Genomic DNA, 22,114 nt, shown 5'->3' with positions numbered 1-22,114 from the left:
CCATCGCCGAACGGCAACCCGTACCATGGCCCCATGTCGTTCCTCCGCCGCCGCAGCGCCACCCCCGCCGGCCCCGAATTCGATGTGCTGGCCATGGACCCGGGCGACTGGCCCGGCAACCTCGGCGCCGGTCTGCTGCCCGCCCCCGACGGCACCTGCCAGGGCGTGTTCCTGCGGTACGACCTGTTCGGCGGCCGAGGCCCCGCGATGGTCATCGGCAACCTCCCCGAGGGCTCCCCGGCCCGTGACGTCGCCGAGGACGAGGTTCCCTTCGAGGTCGCCCAACTGCTCCTCGCGCTGGAGAACGACGAGGAGGTGACCGTCGTAGGCACCGAGGACATGCCGGTGATGCAGGGCGACAACCTGCTGATCGTGCGCCGCCTCAAGCTCTCCGAGAGCCGGATCTCCTGCGTCCAGTTCGACCGCAGCGACAACGTCCTGGTCACCATCGCCGCCTGGGACCGCCCCATCACGGACGACCTCTACGCCCTGCTGAAACCGCTCCCGGCGGAACTGTTCCAGCAGGGCTGAGGCCCGGCTACCGGCCCGACCGCTCCAGTGTCACATCGGCGGCCCGCACGAACTCCACCCGGTGGCCGTACTGGATCTCGTAGTAGAGATCCTTTCCTACGACGACCTTGTGCGAGTCGGTGGTGAAGGTGACCGCGTAGTAGTACTCGCCGGGCACCTTGTCGCCGACCACGTACTTCTGGCCCTTGAGCAGGGTGTACGGCAGCGGGGACACCGCCTGGACGGGCACTCCCGCCGGATAGGCCGAGGCTTCCGGGTAGGCGCGGCCGTACACGGGGACGCTGTCCAGACCGTCCTTCGGCGTGATCACCCATCCGGCCGCCCCGACCGCCGTCGGGTGCTTCTTCGGGTTCTTGAACCAGGCCTCCTGGCCCAGGTACCAGATCGCGGTCCAGTCACCGGAACGGTCCGCCACCGCGTACTGCTGTCCGGTGGACACCCGCGAGGAGAGATCGTTGACGCCGGTCGTCGGGGTCGTCCCGAGGCCGATGTCCTTGATCAGCGGGTAGGTCTCGCCGGGCCCGGAGTACAGCCGGACCTCGCTCGACCCGTGCACCGCGCACGGCTGGCCTGCGGTGACGCAGCCCGTGTACACCGGCTGATTGGTGGCGTAGTCGGGGCGGATCGTCACCAGGCCGCCGCTCTTCTTCACGGTCTGCTCGAAGGGGTGGCCCAGCAGAGCGAAGTAGTGCGCCCAGTCCCAGTACGGGCCCGGGTCCGTGTGCATCCCGGGGATGGTGGAGGTGGTCGGTCCGGGCACGTTGTCGTGGCCGAGGATGTGCTGCCGGTCCAGCGGGATGCCGTACTCCTTTGTCAGGTACTTCACCAGGCGAGCCGACGAGCGGTACATCGCCTCCGTGTACCAGGCGTCCGGCGCGGCGAGGAAGCCCTCGTGCTCGATGCCGATCGACTTGGCGTTGATGTACCAGTTGCCCGCGTGCCAGGCCACGTCCTTGGCCTTCACATGCTGGGCGATCAGACCGTCACTGGAGCGGATCGTGTAGTTCCACGACACATAGGTGGGGTCCTGGACCAGGTTCAGGACACTGTCCCACTGGCCTTCCGTGTCATGGATGACGATGTACTTGATGCTCTGCGACGCGGGCCGGTCGCCCAGGTCGTGGTTGCCGTAGTCGTTGTCCCCGAACTGGGCGTACGGCGCCGGGATCCACTCGCAGGACACCTTCTTCGGGCACTCCGCGCCGTCGGCGGAGACGGTGCGCAGTCCGGTTTCCGCCAACTGAGCGGTGTCGGGGGCGAGTTCGGGCTGTGCGGTCAGGGCGACCTGCTGCCCGGCGTCCGTGGTGCGCTGCTCGCCGGTGTGGATGACGTCGTAGACATCGTTGGCATAGGCGGCGGCGGTCGCGGAGTCGTCCGCGCCGGAGAAGCGCGCGACCGCGCCGTACCACTCGGCGGGGTTCGCGCTCAGCGGCTCGCCCAGGCCCTGCTGCGCGTCGGCCAGCAGCGCGGCGCCGCCCTCGACATTCGCGGTCTCGTCACTGCGGAGGTCGGCGGCCGGAAGTCCGGTCAGCTCGGCCGCCTTCGTCAACGTCCGCAGCCGGGCCGGGAGTTGGGAGTCCGCCGGGATCTGCGCGGTGGGGTGCAGGGACAGGCGGGCGCTGTCGCCGCGGGGGTCCTCGGTGCCTTCGCTCAGATGCTCCGTCGTGGCGAGCGCGGTGCGCGCGTCCGTGAGGTGCATCGGGCCGTAGCCGCCGGTCACGCTCGGTGCTCCGCCGTGCGTGTCCCAGCGGGACTGGAGGTAGGAGACGGCCAGCAGCACGGTCTGCGGCACGTGGTACTCGGCGGACGCCGAGGCGAACGCCTGCTGGAGGGTGGAGGCGGCGGAGTCGGTGGCGTTCTGGGCGGGGGCCGCGCCCAGCAGGGGCAGCAGCAGGGCGGCGGTGGCGAGCGCGCCCGCGGTTCCGCGCGCGCGTCTGTGCCCGGAAGCGCGGGTGGGGTCGGTCGAGGATCCTCGCAATGCAGCCTCCTGGGACGGTGGGGTTTGACGATCCGTTCGGGGCCGGGCGTGCGTCAGTGGTACCGGCTGGCCGACGATCCGTCAATCATGCCCAGAGGGAGGTGATTTCCCTTGTCAACAGGGGATACGAGGAGTTTCGTGGCGGCGGCTTTCGGGCCTGCGGGGCGTCAGTGGACTACACCAATGGGCGAGTCATATATGGGGGACGCACATGTGGCTGAGACACACGAAGGTCCGCGGTGCGCCGCTGCAGGGCGCACCGCGGACCGTCATCCCCGTCAGCGAGTGCCGACCGCCGCACGCACGGCCCGTCGGGCCAACTGGCAGTCGTCGTGGAGCCGCCTCAGCAGCAGCCGTTGTTCCTCGCCGGACGGCGCAGCACCCGGGTGGGCAGCTCCCGGTGCCGCCGGGGTCGTGTCGTGCATCGAACGCTGCACGGCCATCTCGTAGGTGCGGATCTCCCGGGTCAGCACCAGCATCAGGTTCACCAGGAAGGCGTCACGCGACGCCGGTCCCGCCGACTGCGCGATCTGGCTGATCTGCCGCCGGGCCACGGGCGCGTCCCCGAGGACCGCCCACAGCGTGGCCAGGTCGTACCCCGGGAGGTACCAGCCCGCGTGCTCCCAGTCCACCAGCACTGGACCGGCCGGTGAGAGGAGGATGTTGGACAGCAGGGCGTCGCCGTGACAGAACTGGCCCATGCCCTGACGGCCCGCCGAGTGCGCGATGCCGTGCAGCAGCTTCTGCAGGTCTCCCATGTCCCGGTCGGTGAGCAGCCCCAGCTCGTGATACCGCGAGATCCGGGCCGCGTAGTCCAGCGGAGCGTCGAACGTGCCCGCCGGCGGCCGCCAGGCGTTGAGCCTGCAGATCGCGCCGAGCGCCGCCCTGATGTCCGCCCGCGGCGGGGCCTCCGCCGGGTGCCGGTGCAGCGCCGCCACCCGGCCCGGCATCCGCTCGATGACGAGCGTGCAGTTGTCCGGGTCCGCCGCGATCAGCCGCGGCACCCGCACCGGCGGGCGGTGCCGGACGAACGAGCGGTATGCCGCTATCTCGTGCCGGATCCGCTCGGCCCACGCGGGGGAGTGATCCAGTAAACACTTCGCTACGGCCGTGCTGCGTCCGGTCGTTCCGACCAGGAGCACGGAGCGCCCGTTGCGGCGTAGCACCTGCACCGGAGCGAACTCCGGACAGATCCGGTGCACCGACGTGATCGCCGTACGCAGCTGGGCGCCCTGAGGGCCGGACAAGTCGAGTCTCCCGCTGAGCGGTTGGGTGCCGAGCCCCGGAACGCGCCGTGGCCTGCCCGCACCGAGCACGGGGCCGGCCGCCGGGCGTGCCGGGTCGAGGTAGGGGCCGCCTGCGCCCGGGCGGGGGTGCAGCGACCGGGGCGGGGCGGACACGGAGGACGATGCTGTGTACATGGGAGAGACAGATCCCTTCGTGTGCCTGCAGTGCCTGTCCAAACAAGCGCGCTACCCGGCCCGGTCCCACGGGTGCACCCTGGGGAGTGTCCCCTCGGTGACCGGGTCGGGGTGGCGCGTTCCTACCTGACACCAGATGCGCAGTGGCACACCATCTGGCGCACCCTGGCGAACCATGGCGAATAGTCGCCCGGCAAGGCGCACCGGGCTATGTTCAAGTCAGCCGAGAACCTGGGGGCTTGACGTGAACGGACAACCCAACTCCCGTCTCTCGGACCTGTTCGGCCTGGCCGGCTGGTCCAAGGGCGAACTCGCGCGGCTGGTCAACCGGCAGGCGGCGGCCATGGGCCACCCCCAGCTCTCGACCGACACCTCGCGGGTACGGCGTTGGATCGACACGGGAGAGATCCCGCGCGATCCGGTGCCGCGGGTGCTGGCGGCCCTGTTCACCGAGCGTCTCGGCCGTGTCGTGACCATCGAGGACCTCGGTCTGGTCCGGCACGGGCGTACGGGGAAACGGCCCGACGACGGGAGTGTGGAACATCCCGACGGTGTGCCGTGGGCGCCCGAACGGACTGCTGCGGTCCTCACCGAATTCACGGGAATGGACCTCATGCTCAACCGACGCGGCTTGGTGGGCGCGGGCGCCGCGCTCGCCGCAGGCTCCGCACTCAGCAGCGCCATGTACGCATGGCTGCACTCCGATCCGACTCTCTCCGCCGACGCTCCCCGGTTCGACGATCCCCTGCACGCCGACCCCGCTGGGTTCGACCGCTATGAGGCCGCCCCCATCGGGTCGCAGGAGATCGAGGAACTGGAGGAGTCCGTCCAGGTGTTCCGAGCCTGGGACGCGGCCCGCGGCGGCGGGCTTCAGCGCAAGGCTGTGGTGGGACAGCTCAACGAGGTGGGCGGCATGCTGGCCTACCGGCACCCCGCCGATCTGCAGCGGCGCCTGTGGGGCGTCGCCGCCAATCTCGCCGTACTCGCGGGCTGGATGTCGCACGACGTCGGCCTGGAGCCCACGGCCCAGAAGTACTTCGTCATCGCCGCCCACGCGGCCCGTGAGGGCGGCGACCGGCCCCGCGCCGGGGAGGCGCTCTCCCGGGCGGCCCGCCAGATGGTGCACCTGGGCCGGCCCGACGACGCGCTCGATCTCATGAAACTCGCCAAGACCGGTTCCGGCGACGAGGTGCTGCCGCGGACCCGGGCGATGCTCTACACCGTCGAGGCCTGGGCGCAGGCGTCGATGGGCAAGGGCCAGGCCATGCGCCGCACCCTCGGCCAGGCGGAGGACCTCTTCGTCTCCGACCGCGGCGACGTACCGTCCCCGAGCTGGATGCAGACGTTCAAGGAGGAGGACCTCTACGGCATGCAGGCCCTGGCCTACCGCACCCTGGCCGAGCACGAGCCGGGAGCGGCCGTGCACGCCCAGTACTTCGCGGAGAAGGCCCTGGCGCTGCGGGTCGACGGACGGCAGCGGTCGAAGATCTTCGACTTCCTGTCGATGGCCTCCGCCTGCTTCATCGCGGACGATCCCGAACAGGCCGACAGGTACGCGCGGTTGGCCCTGGCGTCGATGGGATCGAACTCCTCCCACCGCACCTGGGACCGGCTGCGCGAGATGTACCGGCTCACCGCCCAGTACTCCAACTACCCGAGGATCCACGAGCTGCGGGAGGAGATCAAACTCGCCCTGCCCAGGCCACAGTCCAGGAGCGCGCGGACCAGGAACGCCAACAGCGCCCAGGCATAGGGAGGTTGTGCCGCCGTTTCTTTCCTGCGTGGTCCGAGTGGGCCACGTGGACTAAGTCGTCCTGGCGACCAGCACGCAGGCGTCGTCCTCGCGCGCGGAGTCGCCGAACTCCTCGACGACCATGCGTACGCAGTCCTGTGCGGTGCGCGCCTCGCCGAACCGCGGGGCCAGGTCGAGGAGTCGTTCCACGGCTTCCGGCCTGTCGTGCCCGGTCACCAGTCCGTCCGTGTGCAGCAGGAGTACGTCGCCCGCTTCGAGGGTCTCCTCGGCCTGTCCGTAGGAAGCTCCCGAGGTGGCGCCGAGCAGGACGCCGTCCGGTGCGCTCAGCATGCGCCCCGTCCCGTCACGGAACAGCAGCGGGGCGGGGTGTCCTGCCTGCGCCCAGGTCAGGGTGCGGGTCTCGGGCCGGTAGCGGCAGCACACCGCGCTGCCCAGGGCCGGTTGCACGGTGGCGTCCAGTAACTGGTTGAGCCAGGACATCAGTTGGCCGGGATCGGTGCCCGCCATCGCCATGCCGCGCAGGGCGCCGAGCAGCATCGCCATGCCCGAGGTGACGGCGACACCGTGTCCGGTGAGGTCGCCGACGCTCAACAGGGTGGCGCCGTCGGAGAGTTGGAGCGCGTCGTACCAGTCGCCGCCGATCAGCGCGTTCGTCGAGGAGGGCAGATAGCGGGCAGCCAGGTCCAGTGTCTCCGGCCCCTGGTGCGGGAGCCGCAGGGAGCCGCGCCACGGCGGCAGCACGGCCTCCTGCAGCTCGACCGCGAGCCGGCGCTCGGTCTGCGCGTGGTGCCGGTGGCGCTGCAGCGAGTCACGGGTCTCGCTCACCGTCCGCTGGCTGCGGCGCAGTTCGCTGACGTCCCGCAGCACGGCCCACATCGAGGCGGTGCCACCGTCGGCGTCGAGCACGGGCTCGCCCATCATGTGCACGGTCCGTACGGCCCCGTCGGGCCGTACGACGCGGAACTCGCCGTCGATGGGCTTGGCGTCGACCAGGCAGTCCGTGACCATCGCCGTCAGACCCGGCCGGTCCTCGTCGAGAACCAGGGACGGCAGTTCGTCCAGGGTGAGCGGGGGAGCGGCCGGATCACGGCCGAGGATCTGGTACAGCTCCCCGGACCAACTCACCGCGTCCGTCAGCAGATTCCACTCCGCACTGCCGACCCGGCTGAGCAGCGAGTCGTCTCGGGGCGCTTCCGGTACGGCAGTTGGGGCGAGTGGCGCCTCGGCGGCCGTCGGCACGGGCGGCGGGCCGTCCCGCAGCTGGGACAAGTGCTCGTCGACGTCGTTGAGTTGATGCAGCGCCAGATCGCACAGCGCCCGCTGCCACCGCTCCCGGGGATCCGAACCGTCCCGCTGCGCGTCCCGCCGTACGGCGTCCACGTCGCCCATGAGCCGCCGCGCCTGCGATATCAGCGCGTCGACCGAGCCGCGCGCGGGCGGCTGGGCGGCTGGGCGGTCCGCAGAGAGATGGGACGGCATGACGCACTCCGATGCGGGGACGGTTCGACCAAGGCGGATGGAGGGACCGGTTACGACTGTCGCACAGCCCGCGACGCCCTGTAAGGGATTTGGCAACACCCGATCCGGTGGTGCTTCTGGCATATGTCAGCGTCTTCACGGACGGATGATGCCGTGTTGGTGGCGTAGCTGCCTCGGTGGGGCAAGTCGTATACGCCGTACGCGAGTTGGGGGATGGGTCACCCGCTGGAGTCGACATTCAACCACCTGTTCGACGTCCTTGTGTTCCCGCATGGCGCAGTCGTCCGGCGGGAGGCCGAAAAGTGTTGCTCAAGCGAGTGATCCGCAGTACGCAACAGTCATTTTGAGCCGTTGCTTTGTTATAGCCATGACAATTCTGTGGGCGTGATGCCACGCTGCTGTGCACCACGCTCACCGAGCGTTCACTTCTTCCTCACTCTTCCTCCTCGCACCCGCGCGCCGCCGGACGGCCGTACCCCGGCCCGACCCGCTCTCCAGGACTCCACCGAGTCCGACCACCCCACATAAGGAGAACGCCTTGACCCGGCATGACCGTTATCCGCACCACCCCAGATACACCGCCGCTCTGGTGCTCACCGCAGTCGGCACCCTGCTGGCCGCCGGTATGCAGACCGGCGCCGCCTCCGCCGTTCCCGGCGGCGGCCACGCCCCGGCGAAGATCCTGGCCACCCCCCGGGCCGGAGCCGCCCCGGCCACGCTGACGCCGGCGAAGCACGCCGCCCTCCTCAAGAGCGCGGGCGCGGCCGTCAGGAGCACGGCGAAGAACCTAGGCCTCGGGGCCAAGGAGAAGCTCGTCGTCAAGGACGTCACGCAGGACGCCGACGGCACCACTCACACCCGCTACGAGCGGACGTACGCCGGACTGCCCGTCCTCGGCGGCGACCTGGTCGTCCACGCCAAGAGCGGCCGCCTCACGGTGACGAAGGCCGCGAAGGCCGCCCTGACCCTGGGGGACATCACCCCGAACGTGTCGTCGGCGACGGTGAAGACCAAGGCGCTCGCGACCGCGGCCAAGGCGGGCGGCGAACAGGCCAAGCTCGACGGCGCCCCGCGCCTCGTCGTCTGGGCCGCCGGGGCCAAGCCCGTCCTCGCCTGGGAGGCGGTGGTCGGCGGCTTCCAGGACGACGGCACCCCCAGCGAACTCCACGTGATCACCGACGCCGACTCGGGCAAGCCCGTCTTCCGGTACCAGGGCATCGAAACCGGCACCGGCACCGGCCAGTTCAACGGAACGGTCCCGCTCAGCACCACGCTCGACGCGGCGACCTCGACGTACCAACTCGTCGACGGCGACCGCGCCGGACACAAGACCTACGACCTGAACCAGGGCACCTCGGGCACGGGCACCTTGTTTACAGATGACAACGATGTCTGGGGTGACGGCACCGCGAGCAACCGGCAGACCGCCGGCGTGGACGTCGCGTTCGGTGCCGCGGCCACCTGGGACTACTACAAGGACGTTTTCGGCCGCAGCGGCATACGCAACGACGGTGTGGCCGCCTACAGCCGGGCCCACTACGGCAACAACTACGTCAACGCCTTCTGGTCCGACACCTGCTTCTGCATGACCTACGGGGACGGCTCGGGCAACACCCACCCGCTGACGGCGCTGGACGTGGCCGCGCACGAGATGAGCCACGGCGTGACCGCCGCGACCGCCGGCCTCACCTACTCCGGTGAGTCGGGCGGCCTCAACGAGGCCACCTCCGACATCTTCGCCGCCGCGGTGGAGTTCCACGAGAACCTGCCCGCCGACGTCCCCGACTACCTGGTCGGCGAGAAGATCGACATCAACGGCAACGGCACACCGCTGCGTTACATGGACAAGCCCTCCAAGGACGGCGCGTCCCGCGACTACTGGAGTTCCACGCTCGGCAGCGTCGACGTCCACTACTCCTCCGGCCCGGCGAACCACCTCTTCTACCTCCTGTCGGAGGGCAGCGGCGCGAAGACCGTCAACGGCGTCTCCTACGACAGCCCCACCTACGACGGCGTGCCCGTCGCCGGCATCGGCATCGACAACGCCCAGAAGGTCTGGTATCGGGCGCTCACCACGTACATGACCTCGTCCACCAACTACGCCGGTGCGCGCACCGCGACGCTCCAGGCGGCGGCGGACCTTTTCGGCGCGTACAGCCCGACGTACCTCGCCGTGGCCGACGCGTGGGCGGCGATCAACGTCGGCAGCCGCATCGCGCTCGGCGTCAACGTGGCCCCGATCTCCGGCCAGATCAGCGGAGTCGGACAGTCCGTGTCCCTGCAGACGGACGCGTACACCACCAACTCCGGTGCGGGCCTCACCTATTCGGCCACCGGACTGCCCGACGGGCTCTCCATCAGCAGCACCGGCCTCATCTCCGGCGTCCCGACCACCCTCGGGAGCAGTGACGTCACGGTGACCGTCACCGACGACACGGGCGCGACCGCCACCACCTCCTTCACCTGGCGGGTGGCGAACATCTACGCCAGCAGCACCCGGGTGGACATCCCCGACAACGCCGCCGCCGTGGAGTCCCCGATCACGGTCACCGGCCGCGACGGCAACGCCTCGGCCACCACCCAGGTCTACGTCAAGATCGTCCACACCTACCGCGGCGACCTGACCGTCGACCTCGTGGGCCCGAACGGCACCGTCTACTCCCTGCTGAACCGCTCCGGCGGCTCCGCCGACAACGTCGACCAGACCTTCACCGTCGACGCCTCCGCCCAACCGGTCAACGGCACCTGGAAGTTGCGGGTGCAGGACCACGCGGCGATCGACGTCGGCTACATCGAGCAGTGGCAGCTGACCCCCTGACACGCAGTCCGCGTGACTGAGCGTCGATGACGGTCCCGGCCGCGCCCGCACCAGTGGGGCGCGGCCGGAGCCATGACCCGCGGACCGTAGATTGTGACCATGATCGAGGAGACGTCGCCCGAGCGGTTACAGCGGTCGAGCATCCGACGCAGGCATGCCGCGCCGAAGAAGACCGAAGGCGGGGGCGGACTGCTGCGTTCGTCCGCGCTGATGGCGGCAGGCACCCTGGTCTCGCGCGCCACCGGCCTGATACGCCAGGTGTTGCAGGCCGCCGCGTTGGGCACCGGACTGCTGGCCACCACGTACAACCAGGCCAACACCGTGCCGACGAGCCTGTACTTCCTGTTGATCGGCGGCGCCCTGAACTCCGTCCTGGTACCGCAGTTGGTCCGGGCCAGGACCGAACACCCCGACGGCGGCACGGCGTTCGAGCAGCGACTGGTCACGCTCGTCCTGTGCGTCGTCGGCGCGGGCACCGCACTGGCCACCTGGGCCGCCCCCGAGATCATCAGCGTCTACCAGCACGACACACCCGCCACCCACGACGCGTTCCGACTGACCGTCGTCTTCGCCCGGTTCCTGCTGCCGCAGATCTTCCTCTACGGCGTCTTCAGCATCTTCGGCCAAGTCCTCAACGCCCGGGACCGGTTCGGCGCGATGATGTGGACCCCGGTCCTCAACAACCTCGTCCTGATCGCCATGTTCGGCCTCTACCTCGGCCTGCTGACCGCGCCGGAACAGGTGTCGGACATCACGGGCACCCAGGTCCGGCTGCTCGGCATCGGGACCACGCTCGCCCTCTCCGTCCAGGCACTCGCCCTGATTCCCTACGCGCTGGCGGCCGGATTCCGGTTCCGGCCGCGCTTCGACTGGCGCGGCACCGGGCTTCGTAAGAGCGTCAACGCGGCCCGCTGGACACTGCTGTTCGTGCTGACCAACCTGGCGGCGAGCACGGTGGTGACCCGTCTGGCCTCCGCCGCCGACGCGGCCCGGCCCCGCGACGGCGTCGGCTACACCGCCTACAGCTACGCCCAGCAGATCTGGATGCTGCCCCAGTCGATCGTCACCGTGTCCCTGGTGACAGCGCTGCTCCCGCGCATGAGCCGGGCGGCGACCGAGCACCGCCTCGACGACCTGCGCGCCGATCTGTCCCGCGCGCTGCGGGTCAGCGGTGTCGTCATCGTTCCGGCCGCCTTCTTCTTCCTCGCCTTCGGCCCGCAGACGGCTCAACTCCTGTTCGCCCACGGCTCCGCCGACGCCGCGACCACCGCCCCTCTGGGCCACATGCTGCAGGCCTTCGGCCTCGGCCTGATCCCCTTCTCCGCCCAGTACCTCCTGCTGCGCGGCTTCTACGCCTTCGAGGACACCCGCACGCCCTTCCGGATGGCAGTGTTGATCTCGGGCGTCAACATCGCGCTGGCCGTGGCCTGTCACCTCCTGCTGCCCGCGCGCTGGGCGGTCACCGGGATGGCCGGCGCCTACGCCCTGTCGTACGGGATCGGTCTGCTGGGGACCGCGCTGCGCCTGCGACGCCGTACCGGGGAACTGCTCGACGGACGGCGGATCTGCCGCACCTACGCGAAGCTGACCGTGGCCGCGACCGCCGCCGGAGGTGCCGGGTGGCTCCTCGCCCGTGTCTGCAACCAAGGCCTGGCGGTAGGCAGTTGGGCACCGGCGCTCTCGTTGGCGGCGGGCGGTACGGCAATGGCCGTGCTGTTCCTGCTTCTGGCGCGGCTGCTGCGGATAGGGGAGCTGCGGAGCCTGCCCGGGCTGGGGTGAGCGGCGGGTCCGGGCCCGGCCAGGAGGAGTACGGCTACGGCCACGAGGGCGGCGCCGGTCGTGGCCGTAGTCAGTGCCCCGGTTGCCGTGCCCCGGCCGTCACGCAGGTCACGCCCAGCGCGAGCCGGGCGCCCACCATCCGGTCCTGGGCGTACAGGAGCCAGCGCCTGCTCAGGGTCCGTCCGGCGAAGCCGGTCCAGGCCGGCCCGACCGCGATCAGCCCTGGCGAAGGCGATCTCGGTACGTGCCGGAAGCGGGGCCGGCTCGGTCGCGCACAGCACCGCGAGCAGTGCCGCCGCACAGCCTCCCGCGAGGCCCACGGCCACCTACCGCATGGGGGATCCGAGGGAGACCTCCGCCGCCAACGCCCGCCGCGGTTCCTCGGGCACGTCCCCGCCCGCTTCCTGGTGTGGCCCGCTCATGCCTCGTATCCCCTCTCCACAAGGACGGCCCGCAACATACGGCAGGCCCGGTGCAGCCTGCTCTTGACCGTGCAGACCGGTACGTCGGGTACGTCCGCGCAGGCGTCGAGCGGCAGGTCCTCCAGGTGGAACAGGATCAGCACCTCCCGCTCCCGGGGGCGGCAGTTGGCCCAGGCCGGACTCGATCTCCAACGCGTCCAGGACGGCGTTGCCGTGCGGAGCTGGTTGTGCCGTGGTGCTGTGCCGCGCCGCGGTCAGGGGGTGAGCTTCAGGTCCTGCTCGACCAGCGGTTTGCCGGAGTGCCAGTCCAGGGCCGCGCCGAAGCGCACCAGCTCGCCGTAGAGCGCGGGGTCGACCCGCTCGGCGAAGACGAGGTCGAGCACGGCCGCGGCGGCCTCGGCCGGGGACTTGGCCTGGCTGTAGTCGTCGAACCAGGGGCGGGAGGTGGCTGTGTCGACCATGCCGGGGCACACGGACGCGATCAGGGTGTCGCTCGCCAGATCGTCCTGACGGCGTTCCGCGGCGACCGCGCGGACGGCGGCGACCTGGGCCACCTTCGAGGGCACGTTCAGCCAGAGCGGCCAGCCCGCCTCGGCCGTGGTCCGGTGGTGGACGGCGCTGCGCCAGGACTCGACTGCGTACTCGACCTGGTCCAGGCTCGCGCCGTCGAACAGGTCGTGCAGCGCGGGGTCGAGATGGCCGAGGGTGCCGAGGCTGCTGGCCACGACGAGGAACCGGCCGCCCGGGCGCAGCACCGGGCCGAAGGAGCGCAGCATCGCGTGGGTGGCGGTGTTGGAGACGTCGATGAACTCGTCGGCGCGCTCGGCCTGCGACTCCCCGGGGAGCATGCGGGTCACGGCGTTGGAGATCACGATGTCGACCCCGCCGTGGCGCTGCCGGAGCTCGTCGGCGAGGTGGGCGATGGCGTCGGTGTCGGTGACGTCGAGGACCCGGCCCTCCACCCGGCTGCGGGTGCCGGGCAGGCCGGCCACCTCGCGGGCCGCGTCGGTGACCCGCCGCCCGTCGCGGCCGGTGAGCAGAACCGTGTCGTCGGGACCCATACGTGCCGCCAGTCCCTCGACGAGGGCACGGCCGAGTCCCTGATTGGCGCCCGTGACGAGGGCGATGCGTGGAGCGTTCATGTCTGCCACAGTAGGAACGATCACATCCATGCGTCCAACGAAAGTTACGCACCGCTAATATGCGTAATCATCATGGACTTCACGGATGTGTCACTCACCGCCCTGCGCGTCTTCCGCGCGGTCGCCGAACAGGGGACCTTCACGGCCGCCGCCGCGTCGCTGGGCTACACCCAGTCGGCGGTGTCCCGGCAGATCGCCGCGATCGAACGGGCCGCCGGCGCGGAACTGCTGGAACGGCGCCGCGACGGCGTACGGCTGACCCCGGCCGGCCGCATCGTCATGCGCAGGGCGACGGTCGTACTCGACGAGATCGACACCACCGCCCGCGAACTCTCCGGGCTGCCCACCGAGGCCGCGACCGTCCGCCTGGGCTGGCTGCCAAGCGCCGGAGCGGCCCTGCTGCCGCGGGTCCTGCTCGCCCTGCGCCGCAGCGACCCGGACCTGAATGTCGTCAGCCGGGAGGGCGGCACACCGGCGCTGGTACGCGCCCTGCGGGCCGGCAGCCTCGACCTGGCCCTGCTGGCGTCCGCGCCCCCCTTCCGGCCGCCGGACACCGAATCGCCCCCGCTGGTGCTGCGCACCCTCGCCGAGCGCCCGCTCTACCTCGCGGTGCCCGCCACCCATCCGCTGGCCCGCGCCGAGTTCGTCGACGTGGCCGACCTGCGCGGCCAGCGCTGGATCGCCGGTTCCTCCTCCGGCGAGGACCGCCTCATGGGCGTATGGCCCGGCCTCGACGAACGCCCCGAGATCGCCCACACCGCCCGAGACTGGCTGGCCAAACTCCAACTCGTCGCAGCGGGCTGCGGCTTGACCACCGTATCCGCCTCCCTCGCTCCGGCCGTCCCGGCGGGGGTGCGGGTCCTGCCGGTGCGCGGCGGACCCCAGGAGCAGCGGCGGCTACTGCTGGCGCGGCTTCCGGGGGCGCCCGGCGAGGCGGTCACTCGGGTGGCGGCTGCCCTGCGTGCCGCCGCACTCGACGGCGGGGACATGAGCGCCGGAGGGGTTGGCATTCCGGTGATGTGATGCACATCACACTAATTCATTCGAGGTTCCGCGTAATGCAAACGGCACCTACGAGGTCGTACAGGCACACGGCAATCCGGCCGACCTCTCACCCGTAGCGGAGACCGACCATGGACATCACCCTCGAACAGCCCACCCGAGCCCGGCTGATCACGGCGGACGACACCGAGATTCCCGTGTCGGCCACGCTTCGCTACCTCGCCTCGGACCCGCTGGCCGTGCACCTCGACTTCCCGCCCGAGGTGTCCCTCGACGGTGGCGGGGTCACGTGGACCTTCGCTCGGGCGCTGCTGGAGGAGGGGCTGCGGCGGCCGGCCGGGAGCGGGGACGTGCATCTGTGGCCGTGCGGTCTGGCCCGTACGGTGCTGGAGTTCCACTCGCCGTTCGGGCTCGCCCTGCTCCACTTCCACACCCCGGCGCTGCGCCGCTTCCTGCTGCGGACGTACGACGTGGTGGCCACCGGACAGGAGGACATGGACGCGGTCGTCGACCGGGGGTTGAGCGCCCTGTTCGGGAGCGTCTGAGGGAATTCGGCGTCAGGACAGCGGCTTTGACTTTTGTTCACCTCCGCCTAACCACCCGGGTATGGACCTTGGCGATCACCCCGTGCACCCTTGCGCGCGGTGTGCCGCTCGGGCACCCCTGGGACGAGGACGGGGCTAATGACACCGATCAGCCGAAGAAGTTTCGTGGGGCTCGGTGCGACCGTTGCGGCGGGCATGGCGACGGGCGCAGGCGCACGGCCCGCGATCGCCGCCCAGCAGGCGGCGACCGGCACGATCTCGGACGTGAAGCACGTGGTGATCCTCATGCAGGAGAACCGCAGCTTCGACCACTACTTCGGGCGCCTCAAGGGCGTCCGCGGCTTCGACGACCGCAGCGGCATCACCCTGAGCGGCGGCTCCCCGGTCTTCAACCAGCCGAGCGGCGGCGGCCGTCAGTACCCGTGGAAACTGAGCGCCACTCCGGCCGCGGGCGGCCAGGACGGCGAGACCCTCGCCCAGTGCAACGGAGACCTGCCGCACTCCTGGTCCTCGCAGCACTCCGCGTGGAACAAGGGCCGCCTCGACAACTGGGTCTCGGGCGTGGGCAACGTCCGCTCGCTCGGCTACCTCGACCGCGCCGACATCCCCTTCCACTACGCGCTCGCCGACAACTACACCGTCTGCGACGCCTACTTCTGCTCCACCCTCAGCGCGACCGGCCCCAACCGCACCTACCTGTGGAGCGGCAAGGTCGACTCCTCCAGCTACGACGGCGGTGACGAGTCCGGCCTGACCTGGCAGACCTACGCCGAGGCGCTGCAGAACGCCGGAGTGACCTGGAAGGTCTACCAGAACGCGGCGGACAACTACGGCGACAACGCCTGCGCCTACTTCAAGAACTTCACCAACTCCAAGGCGGGCAGCGCCCTTTACGACCGCGGCATGTCCTCCGTCCCGGCCACCACCGGCTCGACCCCCGACGACATCGCCGCCGCCATCAAGGCCGACGTCCTCGCGGGCACCCTCCCGCAGGTCTCCTGGGTCGTCCCCAACCAGGCCTTCTCCGAGCACCCCTACGCCCCGCCCGGCGACGGCGCCCACTTCATCGGCCTCGTCTACCAGGCCCTCGCCGCCCACCCGGACGTCTTCGACTCGACCGTCCTGTTCCTCAACTACGACGAGAACGACGGCTACTTCGACCACGTCCCGCCACCCGCCCCGCCCGCCGGCACCGACGGCGAGTTCCTCAACGGCGTCCCCTACGGCTTCGGCTTCCGCGTCCCGATGATCGTCATCTCGCCCTGGACACGCGGCGGTTGGGTCTCCTCCGAGGTCTTCGAGCACACCTCGGTCCTGCGCTTCCTGGAGACCTGGACCACGTCCCTCGGCAAGCCGGCCGCCTGCCCCAACATCAGCACCTGGCGCCGCAGGGTGAGCGGCGACCTGACCGGCGTCTTCGACTTCACCAACCCGGTCTACGGCTCCGTCGCGCTCCCCGCGACCAGCGTCATCGGCCTCTCCACCTGCGGCCCGCTGCCCAACCCGGTGCCGACGGACAACGCCCTCCCGACGCAGGAGACCGGCACCCGGCCCGCCCGCGCGCTGCCGTACCAGCCCAACGGGTACCTGGATCATCTGGAGTTCGGGTCGAGCGGCAAGATCCTGGCCTGGTTCGCCATGGCCAACCAGGGCGGCGTTGCCAAGAGCGCCGCCCATCTCTCCATCCACCCCAACGCCTACCGCGACACCACGCCCTGGCAGTACACGATCGACCCGGGTGGCACCGCCTCCGACTTCTTCAACATCGGTACGGGCTACGGCAGCGGCAAGTACGACCTGTCCATGGTCGGCCCCAACCGCTTCCTGCGCCGCTTCCAGGGCGACGCCACGAAGGCGGGCAAGTCCGTCGAGGTGAGCACCCGTTACGCCGTCGAGTCGGGCACCGGCAAGCTCGCGATCTACTTCAAGATGGCCAACTCGGGCTCCGCATCGGTGAAGTTCACCATCACCTCCAACCACTACCGCGGCGACGGACCGTGGACGTACACGGTCGCCGCGGGCGCGTCGACGGAGGACTTCTTCAACGCCGTGGCGTACCAAGGCGGTTGGTACGACTTCACGGTCACCGTCGACTCCGACGCGACCTGGTCGCGCCGGTTCACCGGTCACCTGGAGTCGGGCGCGGCGAGCGTCAGCGGCTGACGTCGGCGTACAGGTCCGGGCGCGGGGCGAGTTCGACGGTCACCCGGCCGCCGCTCTCCAGCGCCCGGACCCCGGCCTCGGCGACCACGGAGGACGCGTAGCCGTCCCAGACGCTCGGGCCGGTGACCCGGCCCTGCCGGGTGGCGTCCACCCAGGACTGCACCTCGCGGTCGTAGGCGTCCGCGAACCGCACGAGATAGTCCAGCGGCACGTCCTCGTGCGCGCTGCCGTGCGTGGTGACGACCATCGTGTGGTCCTCGCCGATCCGGGCACTGCCCGCCTCGCACACGGCCTCGCAGCGCACCTGGTAGCCGAAGCCGGAGTTGACGAAGACCTCGACGTCGATCAGGGCGCCGCCATCGGTCTCGAAGAGCACGAGCTGCGGGTCGACCAGCCCCTCCGGGGCGTTCGCCGACGAGCGCGGGCTGAGCACGGTCACCGCGGTCAGTTCCTGGCCCAGCAGCCAGCGGGCCGCGTCGATCTCGTGCGAGACCGAGCTGTCGATGAGCATCGCCGAGGTGAAGCAGGGCGGCGAAGACACATTGCGGTGCGTGCAGTGCAGCATCAGCGGGCGCCCCAACCGGCCGCTGTCCAGCAGGGACTTGAGACCCTGGTACTCGGCGTCGTAGCGCCGCATGAACCCGATCTGCGCCAGTCGCCGCCCGAGTCGTGCCTCCGCCTCCACCACCCGGAGTGCCCCTGTGGAGTCGGGCACCATGGGCTTCTCGCACAGCACCGGCAGCCCGCGTGCGAAAGCCGCGAGCAGCGCCTCCTCGTGCGCGGGACCCGGCGAGGCGATGAGCACCGCCTCGACCCCGGAGGCATCCAGCGCGGCCACGGCGTCCTCGTGCACCGCGACCGCGTCCAGACCGGCCGCCGCCTCCTTGGCGCGCTCGGTGTCCGGGTCGGCCACCGCGGCCACCCTGGCGCCGCTCACCACCTGGTCGAGGCGTCGTATGTGGTCGGCTCCCATGTGTCCCGCACCCAGCACGGCCACGCCCAGCAGGTCACCCACGTGTACTCTCCCTCTACGTCGACGATCACGCCGTAGCGTACGCCGCAGGGGAGAGGCAGCCTCAGGGACAAAGGGGCGGCCTCAGTAGCGCAGCACACCCGCGATGCCGTCCGCGTCGGTGAGGGCGCCGTCGGGGACGAAGCGGACGTCGGCGCCGGTCTCCAGGCACTGCTCGACGATCTCGTCCACGATGTCCTCGCGGGCGTCGAGGTCGCCGCTGTCGGCCGGGACCAGGTGGTCGCCGTGGTCGTCGCGGACCGTGACGCGGTAGTTCTCCTCGACGGCCAGCAGCCGGACCCGGCCCTCGCGGGCGTTCTGCCAGACCTCGTCCACGCCGGCCGCGAACTCCTTGCGCCCGCGCGCCGATTCGAGCTCCCGGTTCACGGTGACGGTGTTCTTGCGCGCCTCCGCGTCGACCAGTGGCCGTACGGCCTGCCACACCGCGTCGGGTGTGCCATGTGCGAGACCGCCATGTGGGATGTGGACCGCCCCGTTGGTGGCGCTGCCGACCTCGTCGAATGCGGACAGGGCCGCCTGCTCTCCGGTGATGTAGAGCGGGCGCCGGTGCTCGCGCAGGATGCGGCCCATCGCGGTGTCGGCCTCGCGCAGGAAGTGCCGGGTGTCCTCGTCGCGGAAGGTGCTCGGGATGTCGCCGATGCGCTCCTGGCGCTCGGCGTCGAAGTTGTCCCGGTGGTCGCGGGTCAGGGGGAAGCTGTCGGTGTGGTCCTCGGCGACCCGGTCGTCACCGCCGTTCCACAGCGTGACGCGGTCCGCGGCGAGGGACAGCACCCAGAACGGTCGCTCGGAGGCCTGCGCGGAGACCAGATTGCGGGTGAGGAACGTGTCGGAGAGCACCACACGTTCGGGCACGGACCTGGCGAGGGACCACACCTGGTGCTCGCCCGGCGCGGCGAAGATCACCAGACCGTCCTCGGCGTGCGCGAGATCGATCTCGGCGAGGGCCTGGTCGAGCTGCCGGACGACGTCGATGCGCCGGTCCCGGGGGACCGCGGGATCGGCCTCCAGCTGCTTCTTGGCCTCGGCCAGCACATTGCGCAGCCGGACCGGATCCTGGGCGTTGTCGGGCTCGCGACGATGTGTCGGCGTGAGCACGGAGACCGCGGGGTAGGGGCGCGGGCGCCGCAGTTCGGTGAGAGTGGCGGGACTCAGTGCGTACTCCATAACAGCACGATAGGGCCGATTGGCGGACGGGGCATATGGGGGAAGCCCGCCAGGCAATTGGGGCAATTGGTTGCTAACGTCCCTCGGGTGACGCAAGCCGCCACTGCCGACACCCGGACCACGGCCGCCAAGCTGAGCCTGCCGACGCTGACCACCATGGTGGTCGGCTCCATGGTCGGGGCCGGGGTGTTCTCCCTCCCGAGCAGATTCGCGCAGGAGACAGGCGTGGCCGGCGCCCTGATCGCCTGGGCCGTCGCCGGTACCGGGATGCTGATGCTGGCCTTCGTCTTCCAGACCCTCGCCGTCCGCAGACCCGGCCTCGACGCCGGTGTCTACGCCTACGCCAAGGCAGGGTTCGGCGAATACCTCGGCTTCTTCGCCGCGTTCGGCTACTGGGCCAGCGCCTGTGTCGGCAACGTGACGTACTGGGTGCTGATCATGTCGACGATCGGCGCGATCGCGCCCTTACTCGGCGAGGGCGACACCGTCCTCGCGGTGGTCCTCTCCTCGGCCGGACTGTGGCTCTTCTTCCTGCTGATCAGCCGCGGGGTGAAGGAGGCGGCGGCGATCAACCGGATCGTCACCGTCGCCAAGGTCGTGCCGATCCTCGTCTTCGTCGTCCTCGCGCTCTTCTACCTCAAGCCCCATGTCTTCGCCGAGAACTTCGGCGGCGCCGACTACGCGGGCTCCCTGTTCCAGCAGGTCAAGGGCACCATGCTGGCCACCGTCTTCGTGTTCCTGGGCGTCGAGGGCGCGAGCGTCTACTCCCGGCACGCCAGGCGCCGCGAGGACGTCGGCCGCGCCACCGTCCTCGGCTTCCTCAGCGTCTTCGCCGTCTTCGCGTCGGTCACGATCGTGTCGTACGGCCTGATGCCGATGGGCGAGATCGCCGAACTGCGGCAGCCCTCCATGGCGGGCGTGCTGGAACACGCGGTGGGCACCTGGGGGAAGGTCTTCGTCAGCGTCGGACTGATCGTCTCCGTGCTGGGCGCCTATCTGGCCTGGACGTTGATGGCCGCCGAGGTGCTGTTCGTCGCCGCCAAGGACGACGACATGCCCCGCTTCCTGAAGAAGTCCACGGCGGCCGACGTGCCCGTGCCCGCCCTGGTGATGACCACGCTGCTGAGCCAAGTCGTCCTGGTCGTCACCTACTTCTCCGACGACGCCTTCAACTTCGCGCTGGACCTGACCAGTTCACTCACGCTGATCCCGTTCCTGCTCGCGGCCGGCTTCGCCGTACGGATCGCCCTCACGCGAACTTCCTCAGGGCGAGGCGAGTTGGTGGTCGGGGTGCTCGCCACCGTCTACACCGCGTTCCTCATCTACGCGGCCGGCTTCAAGTACCTCCTCGTCTCGTTCATCATCTACGCGCCCGCCACCTTCCTGTTCGTCAAGGCCCGTAGGGAACAGGGGCGTTCGCCCTTCTCGGCCCGCGAACTGGTGATCCTCGCCGTCTCGGTCGCGGGTGCCGTCGTCGGGATCGTCGCCCTGGCAGCGGGCTGGATCGGCCTCTGACCCGCCTGTGACCTCCGGAAAGGTGTGTGCACCGTGACCAACCCAGACACCGTGGACCGACATGAGTACGGCGCCCACTCCGAGGTCGGCCGACTGCGCAAGGTGCTGGTCTGCGCACCGGGTCTGGCCCATCGCAGGCTCACCCCGACCAACTCCGACGACCTGCTCTTCGACGATGTGATGTGGGTCGAGAACGCCCAGCGCGACCACGCCGACTTCGTCAACAAGCTCCGCGAACGCGGCGTCGACGTAGTCGAGTTGCACGAACTGCTCGCCCAGACCATGACGATCCCCGCCGCCAAGGACTGGCTCCTGGACCGGAAGATCGTCGCCAACGAGGTCGGTCTCGGCCTCATCGACACGACCCGCGCCTACCTGGAGAGCCTCGAACCTGCGGAACTCGCCAAGTACTTGATCGGCGGCCTCGCCACCACCGACCTCCCGGACGACTATCGCACCGACTACGTAGCCCTCGCCCGCGAGTCCTCCGGCGTCCGCGAATACCTGATGCCACCGCTGCCCAACACCCTCTACACCCGCGACACGACCTGCTGGCTCTACGGCGGCCTCACCCTCAACCCGCTCTACTGGCCCGCCCGGCACGACGAGACCCTGCTGATGAAGGCGATCTACACCTTCCACCCGGACTTCGCGGGCTCCCTCGTCTGGTGGGGCGATCCCGAACTCGACTGGGGGCAGGCCACGTTCGAGGGCGGCGACATCATGCCCGTCGGCAACGGCGTGGTCCTCATGGGCATGAGCGAGCGCACCTCGCGCCAGGCCATCACCCAGGTCGCCAAGGCCCTCTTCGACCTGGGCGCCGCCGAGCACGTCGTCGTCGCCGGCATGCCGAAGCTGCGTTCCGCGATGCACCTCGACACCGTCTTCACCTTCGCCGACCGCGACCTCGTGACCCTGTACCCGGCCATCATGGACGCCGTCCACACCTTCTCCCTGCGCCCCGGCGACAAGGGGCCCGGCATCGACATCGTCGACGAGGGCTCGACACCGTTCACCGACGTCGTCGCCAAGGCGCTCGGCCTGCCCGAACTGCGGGTCGTCGAGACGGGCGGTGACGTCTACGCCTCCGAACGCCAGCAGTGGGACAGCGGCAACAACGCGGTCGCGCTGGAACCGGGCGTGGTCTTCACCTACGACCGCAACACCCAGACCAACACCCTGCTGCGCAAGGCGGGCGTCGAGGTCATCACGATCGTCGGCGCCGAGCTGGGGCGCGGCCGGGGCGGCGGCCACTGCATGACCTGCCCGATCGTGCGGGACCCGGTGGAGTTCTGAAGTACCCGGTGCGGCAGGGATGTTGGTGAACTCTTTGCCGTTGGCCGGTTCCTGACGAGATCCGCCCGGTGGG

The 22,114-nt window shown here is 70.2% G+C and carries 16 protein-coding genes; 9 read left to right on the top strand and 7 right to left on the bottom strand.

Features of this window, described 5'->3' with window-relative positions:
• The first annotated feature begins 33 nt into the window (after window positions 1-33).
• Entirely contained in the window at window positions 34-531 is a 498-nt protein-coding gene (locus tag OH768_RS04345; protein WP_019069079.1) for a hypothetical protein, read from the top strand.
• A gap of 7 nt (window positions 532-538) precedes the next feature.
• Here the strand turns inward: OH768_RS04345 and OH768_RS04340 are convergent, their stop codons facing one another.
• Together OH768_RS04340 and OH768_RS04335 are read right to left on the bottom strand one after the other, a co-directional pair.
• Window positions 539-2,509 (bottom strand): N-acetylmuramoyl-L-alanine amidase, encoded by a 1,971-nt coding sequence (locus tag OH768_RS04340; RefSeq protein ID WP_406450184.1) that lies wholly within the window; start codon window positions 2,507-2,509, stop codon window positions 539-541.
• A gap of 278 nt (window positions 2,510-2,787) precedes the next feature.
• Entirely contained in the window at window positions 2,788-3,930 is a 1,143-nt protein-coding gene (locus tag OH768_RS04335; RefSeq protein ID WP_406450182.1) for an aminoglycoside phosphotransferase family protein, read from the bottom strand.
• Window positions 3,931-4,174: 244 nt separating this feature from the next.
• Between OH768_RS04335 and OH768_RS04330 the strand changes: the two genes are divergently transcribed.
• A complete protein-coding gene (locus tag OH768_RS04330; RefSeq protein WP_406450180.1) occupies window positions 4,175-5,683 on the top strand; it encodes a hypothetical protein in 1,509 nt (502 codons plus the stop codon).
• A 51-nt stretch (window positions 5,684-5,734) separates the two neighbouring features.
• Here OH768_RS04330 and OH768_RS04325 read toward each other — a convergent pair whose 3' ends face one another.
• Window positions 5,735-7,162: a PP2C family protein-serine/threonine phosphatase gene (locus tag OH768_RS04325; protein ID WP_406450178.1), complete on the bottom strand. Its 1,428-nt coding sequence runs from the start codon at window positions 7,160-7,162 to the stop codon at window positions 5,735-5,737.
• Window positions 7,163-7,700: 538 nt separating this feature from the next.
• On the opposite strand from OH768_RS04325, the gene OH768_RS04320 reads away from it, so the two are divergent.
• Together OH768_RS04320 and murJ are read left to right on the top strand one after the other, a co-directional pair.
• Complete coding sequence (locus tag OH768_RS04320) at window positions 7,701-9,980, top strand: M4 family metallopeptidase (protein ID WP_406450176.1); 2,280 nt, start codon at window positions 7,701-7,703, stop codon at window positions 9,978-9,980.
• A gap of 99 nt (window positions 9,981-10,079) precedes the next feature.
• Window positions 10,080-11,759, top strand: a complete 1,680-nt coding sequence (murJ, locus tag OH768_RS04315; RefSeq protein WP_406450174.1) for a murein biosynthesis integral membrane protein MurJ — start codon at window positions 10,080-10,082, stop codon at window positions 11,757-11,759.
• A gap of 418 nt (window positions 11,760-12,177) precedes the next feature.
• Here the strand turns inward: murJ and OH768_RS04310 are convergent, their stop codons facing one another.
• Together OH768_RS04310 and OH768_RS04305 are read right to left on the bottom strand one after the other, a co-directional pair.
• On the bottom strand, window positions 12,178-12,324 hold the full coding sequence (locus OH768_RS04310; protein ID WP_406450172.1) for a hypothetical protein: 147 nt from the start codon (window positions 12,322-12,324) through the stop codon (window positions 12,178-12,180).
• Between the two features lie 111 nt (window positions 12,325-12,435).
• Window positions 12,436-13,323 carry an SDR family NAD(P)-dependent oxidoreductase gene (locus OH768_RS04305; protein ID WP_406450170.1) on the bottom strand — a complete coding sequence of 296 codons (888 nt, stop codon included), beginning with the start codon at window positions 13,321-13,323 and terminating at the stop codon, window positions 12,436-12,438.
• A 72-nt stretch (window positions 13,324-13,395) separates the two neighbouring features.
• Here OH768_RS04305 and OH768_RS04300 point away from each other — a divergent pair, with 72 nt between their 5' ends.
• The 3 genes from OH768_RS04300 (at window position 13,396) to OH768_RS04290 (ending at window position 17,033) form a co-directional block, all read left to right on the top strand.
• The gene (locus OH768_RS04300) at window positions 13,396-14,346 is read left to right on the top strand and encodes a LysR family transcriptional regulator (RefSeq protein ID WP_406450168.1); all 951 of its coding nucleotides are present in this window, start codon (window positions 13,396-13,398) and stop codon (window positions 14,344-14,346) included.
• Window positions 14,347-14,456: 110 nt separating this feature from the next.
• The gene (locus OH768_RS04295; protein ID WP_406450166.1) at window positions 14,457-14,870 is read left to right on the top strand and encodes an SsgA family sporulation/cell division regulator; all 414 of its coding nucleotides are present in this window, start codon (window positions 14,457-14,459) and stop codon (window positions 14,868-14,870) included.
• Window positions 14,871-15,008: 138 nt separating this feature from the next.
• The gene (locus OH768_RS04290) at window positions 15,009-17,033 is read left to right on the top strand and encodes a phosphocholine-specific phospholipase C (protein ID WP_406450164.1); all 2,025 of its coding nucleotides are present in this window, start codon (window positions 15,009-15,011) and stop codon (window positions 17,031-17,033) included.
• On the opposite strand, the gene OH768_RS04285 is transcribed toward OH768_RS04290, so the two are convergent.
• On the bottom strand, window positions 17,023-18,048 hold the full coding sequence (locus tag OH768_RS04285) for a Gfo/Idh/MocA family protein (protein ID WP_406450162.1): 1,026 nt from the start codon (window positions 18,046-18,048) through the stop codon (window positions 17,023-17,025). The genes OH768_RS04290 and OH768_RS04285 overlap by 11 nt on opposite strands.
• A gap of 81 nt (window positions 18,049-18,129) precedes the next feature.
• A complete protein-coding gene (locus OH768_RS04280) occupies window positions 18,130-19,230 on the bottom strand; it encodes a chemotaxis protein (protein ID WP_406450160.1) in 1,101 nt (366 codons plus the stop codon).
• A gap of 87 nt (window positions 19,231-19,317) precedes the next feature.
• On the opposite strand from OH768_RS04280, the gene OH768_RS04275 reads away from it, so the two are divergent.
• Entirely contained in the window at window positions 19,318-20,745 is a 1,428-nt protein-coding gene (locus OH768_RS04275) for a basic amino acid/polyamine antiporter (RefSeq protein ID WP_406450158.1), read from the top strand.
• A 33-nt stretch (window positions 20,746-20,778) separates the two neighbouring features.
• The gene (locus OH768_RS04270) at window positions 20,779-22,041 is read left to right on the top strand and encodes an arginine deiminase (RefSeq protein ID WP_406450156.1); all 1,263 of its coding nucleotides are present in this window, start codon (window positions 20,779-20,781) and stop codon (window positions 22,039-22,041) included.
• Window positions 22,042-22,114 lie beyond the last annotated feature (73 nt).

The organism is Streptomyces sp. NBC_01622 (genome assembly GCF_045209635.1).
Taxonomy (GTDB): Bacteria; Actinomycetota; Actinomycetes; order Streptomycetales; family Streptomycetaceae; genus Streptomyces.
Note: the sequence above shows the minus strand (reverse complement) of the source record. Positions and strands in the feature narration are given on the sequence as shown.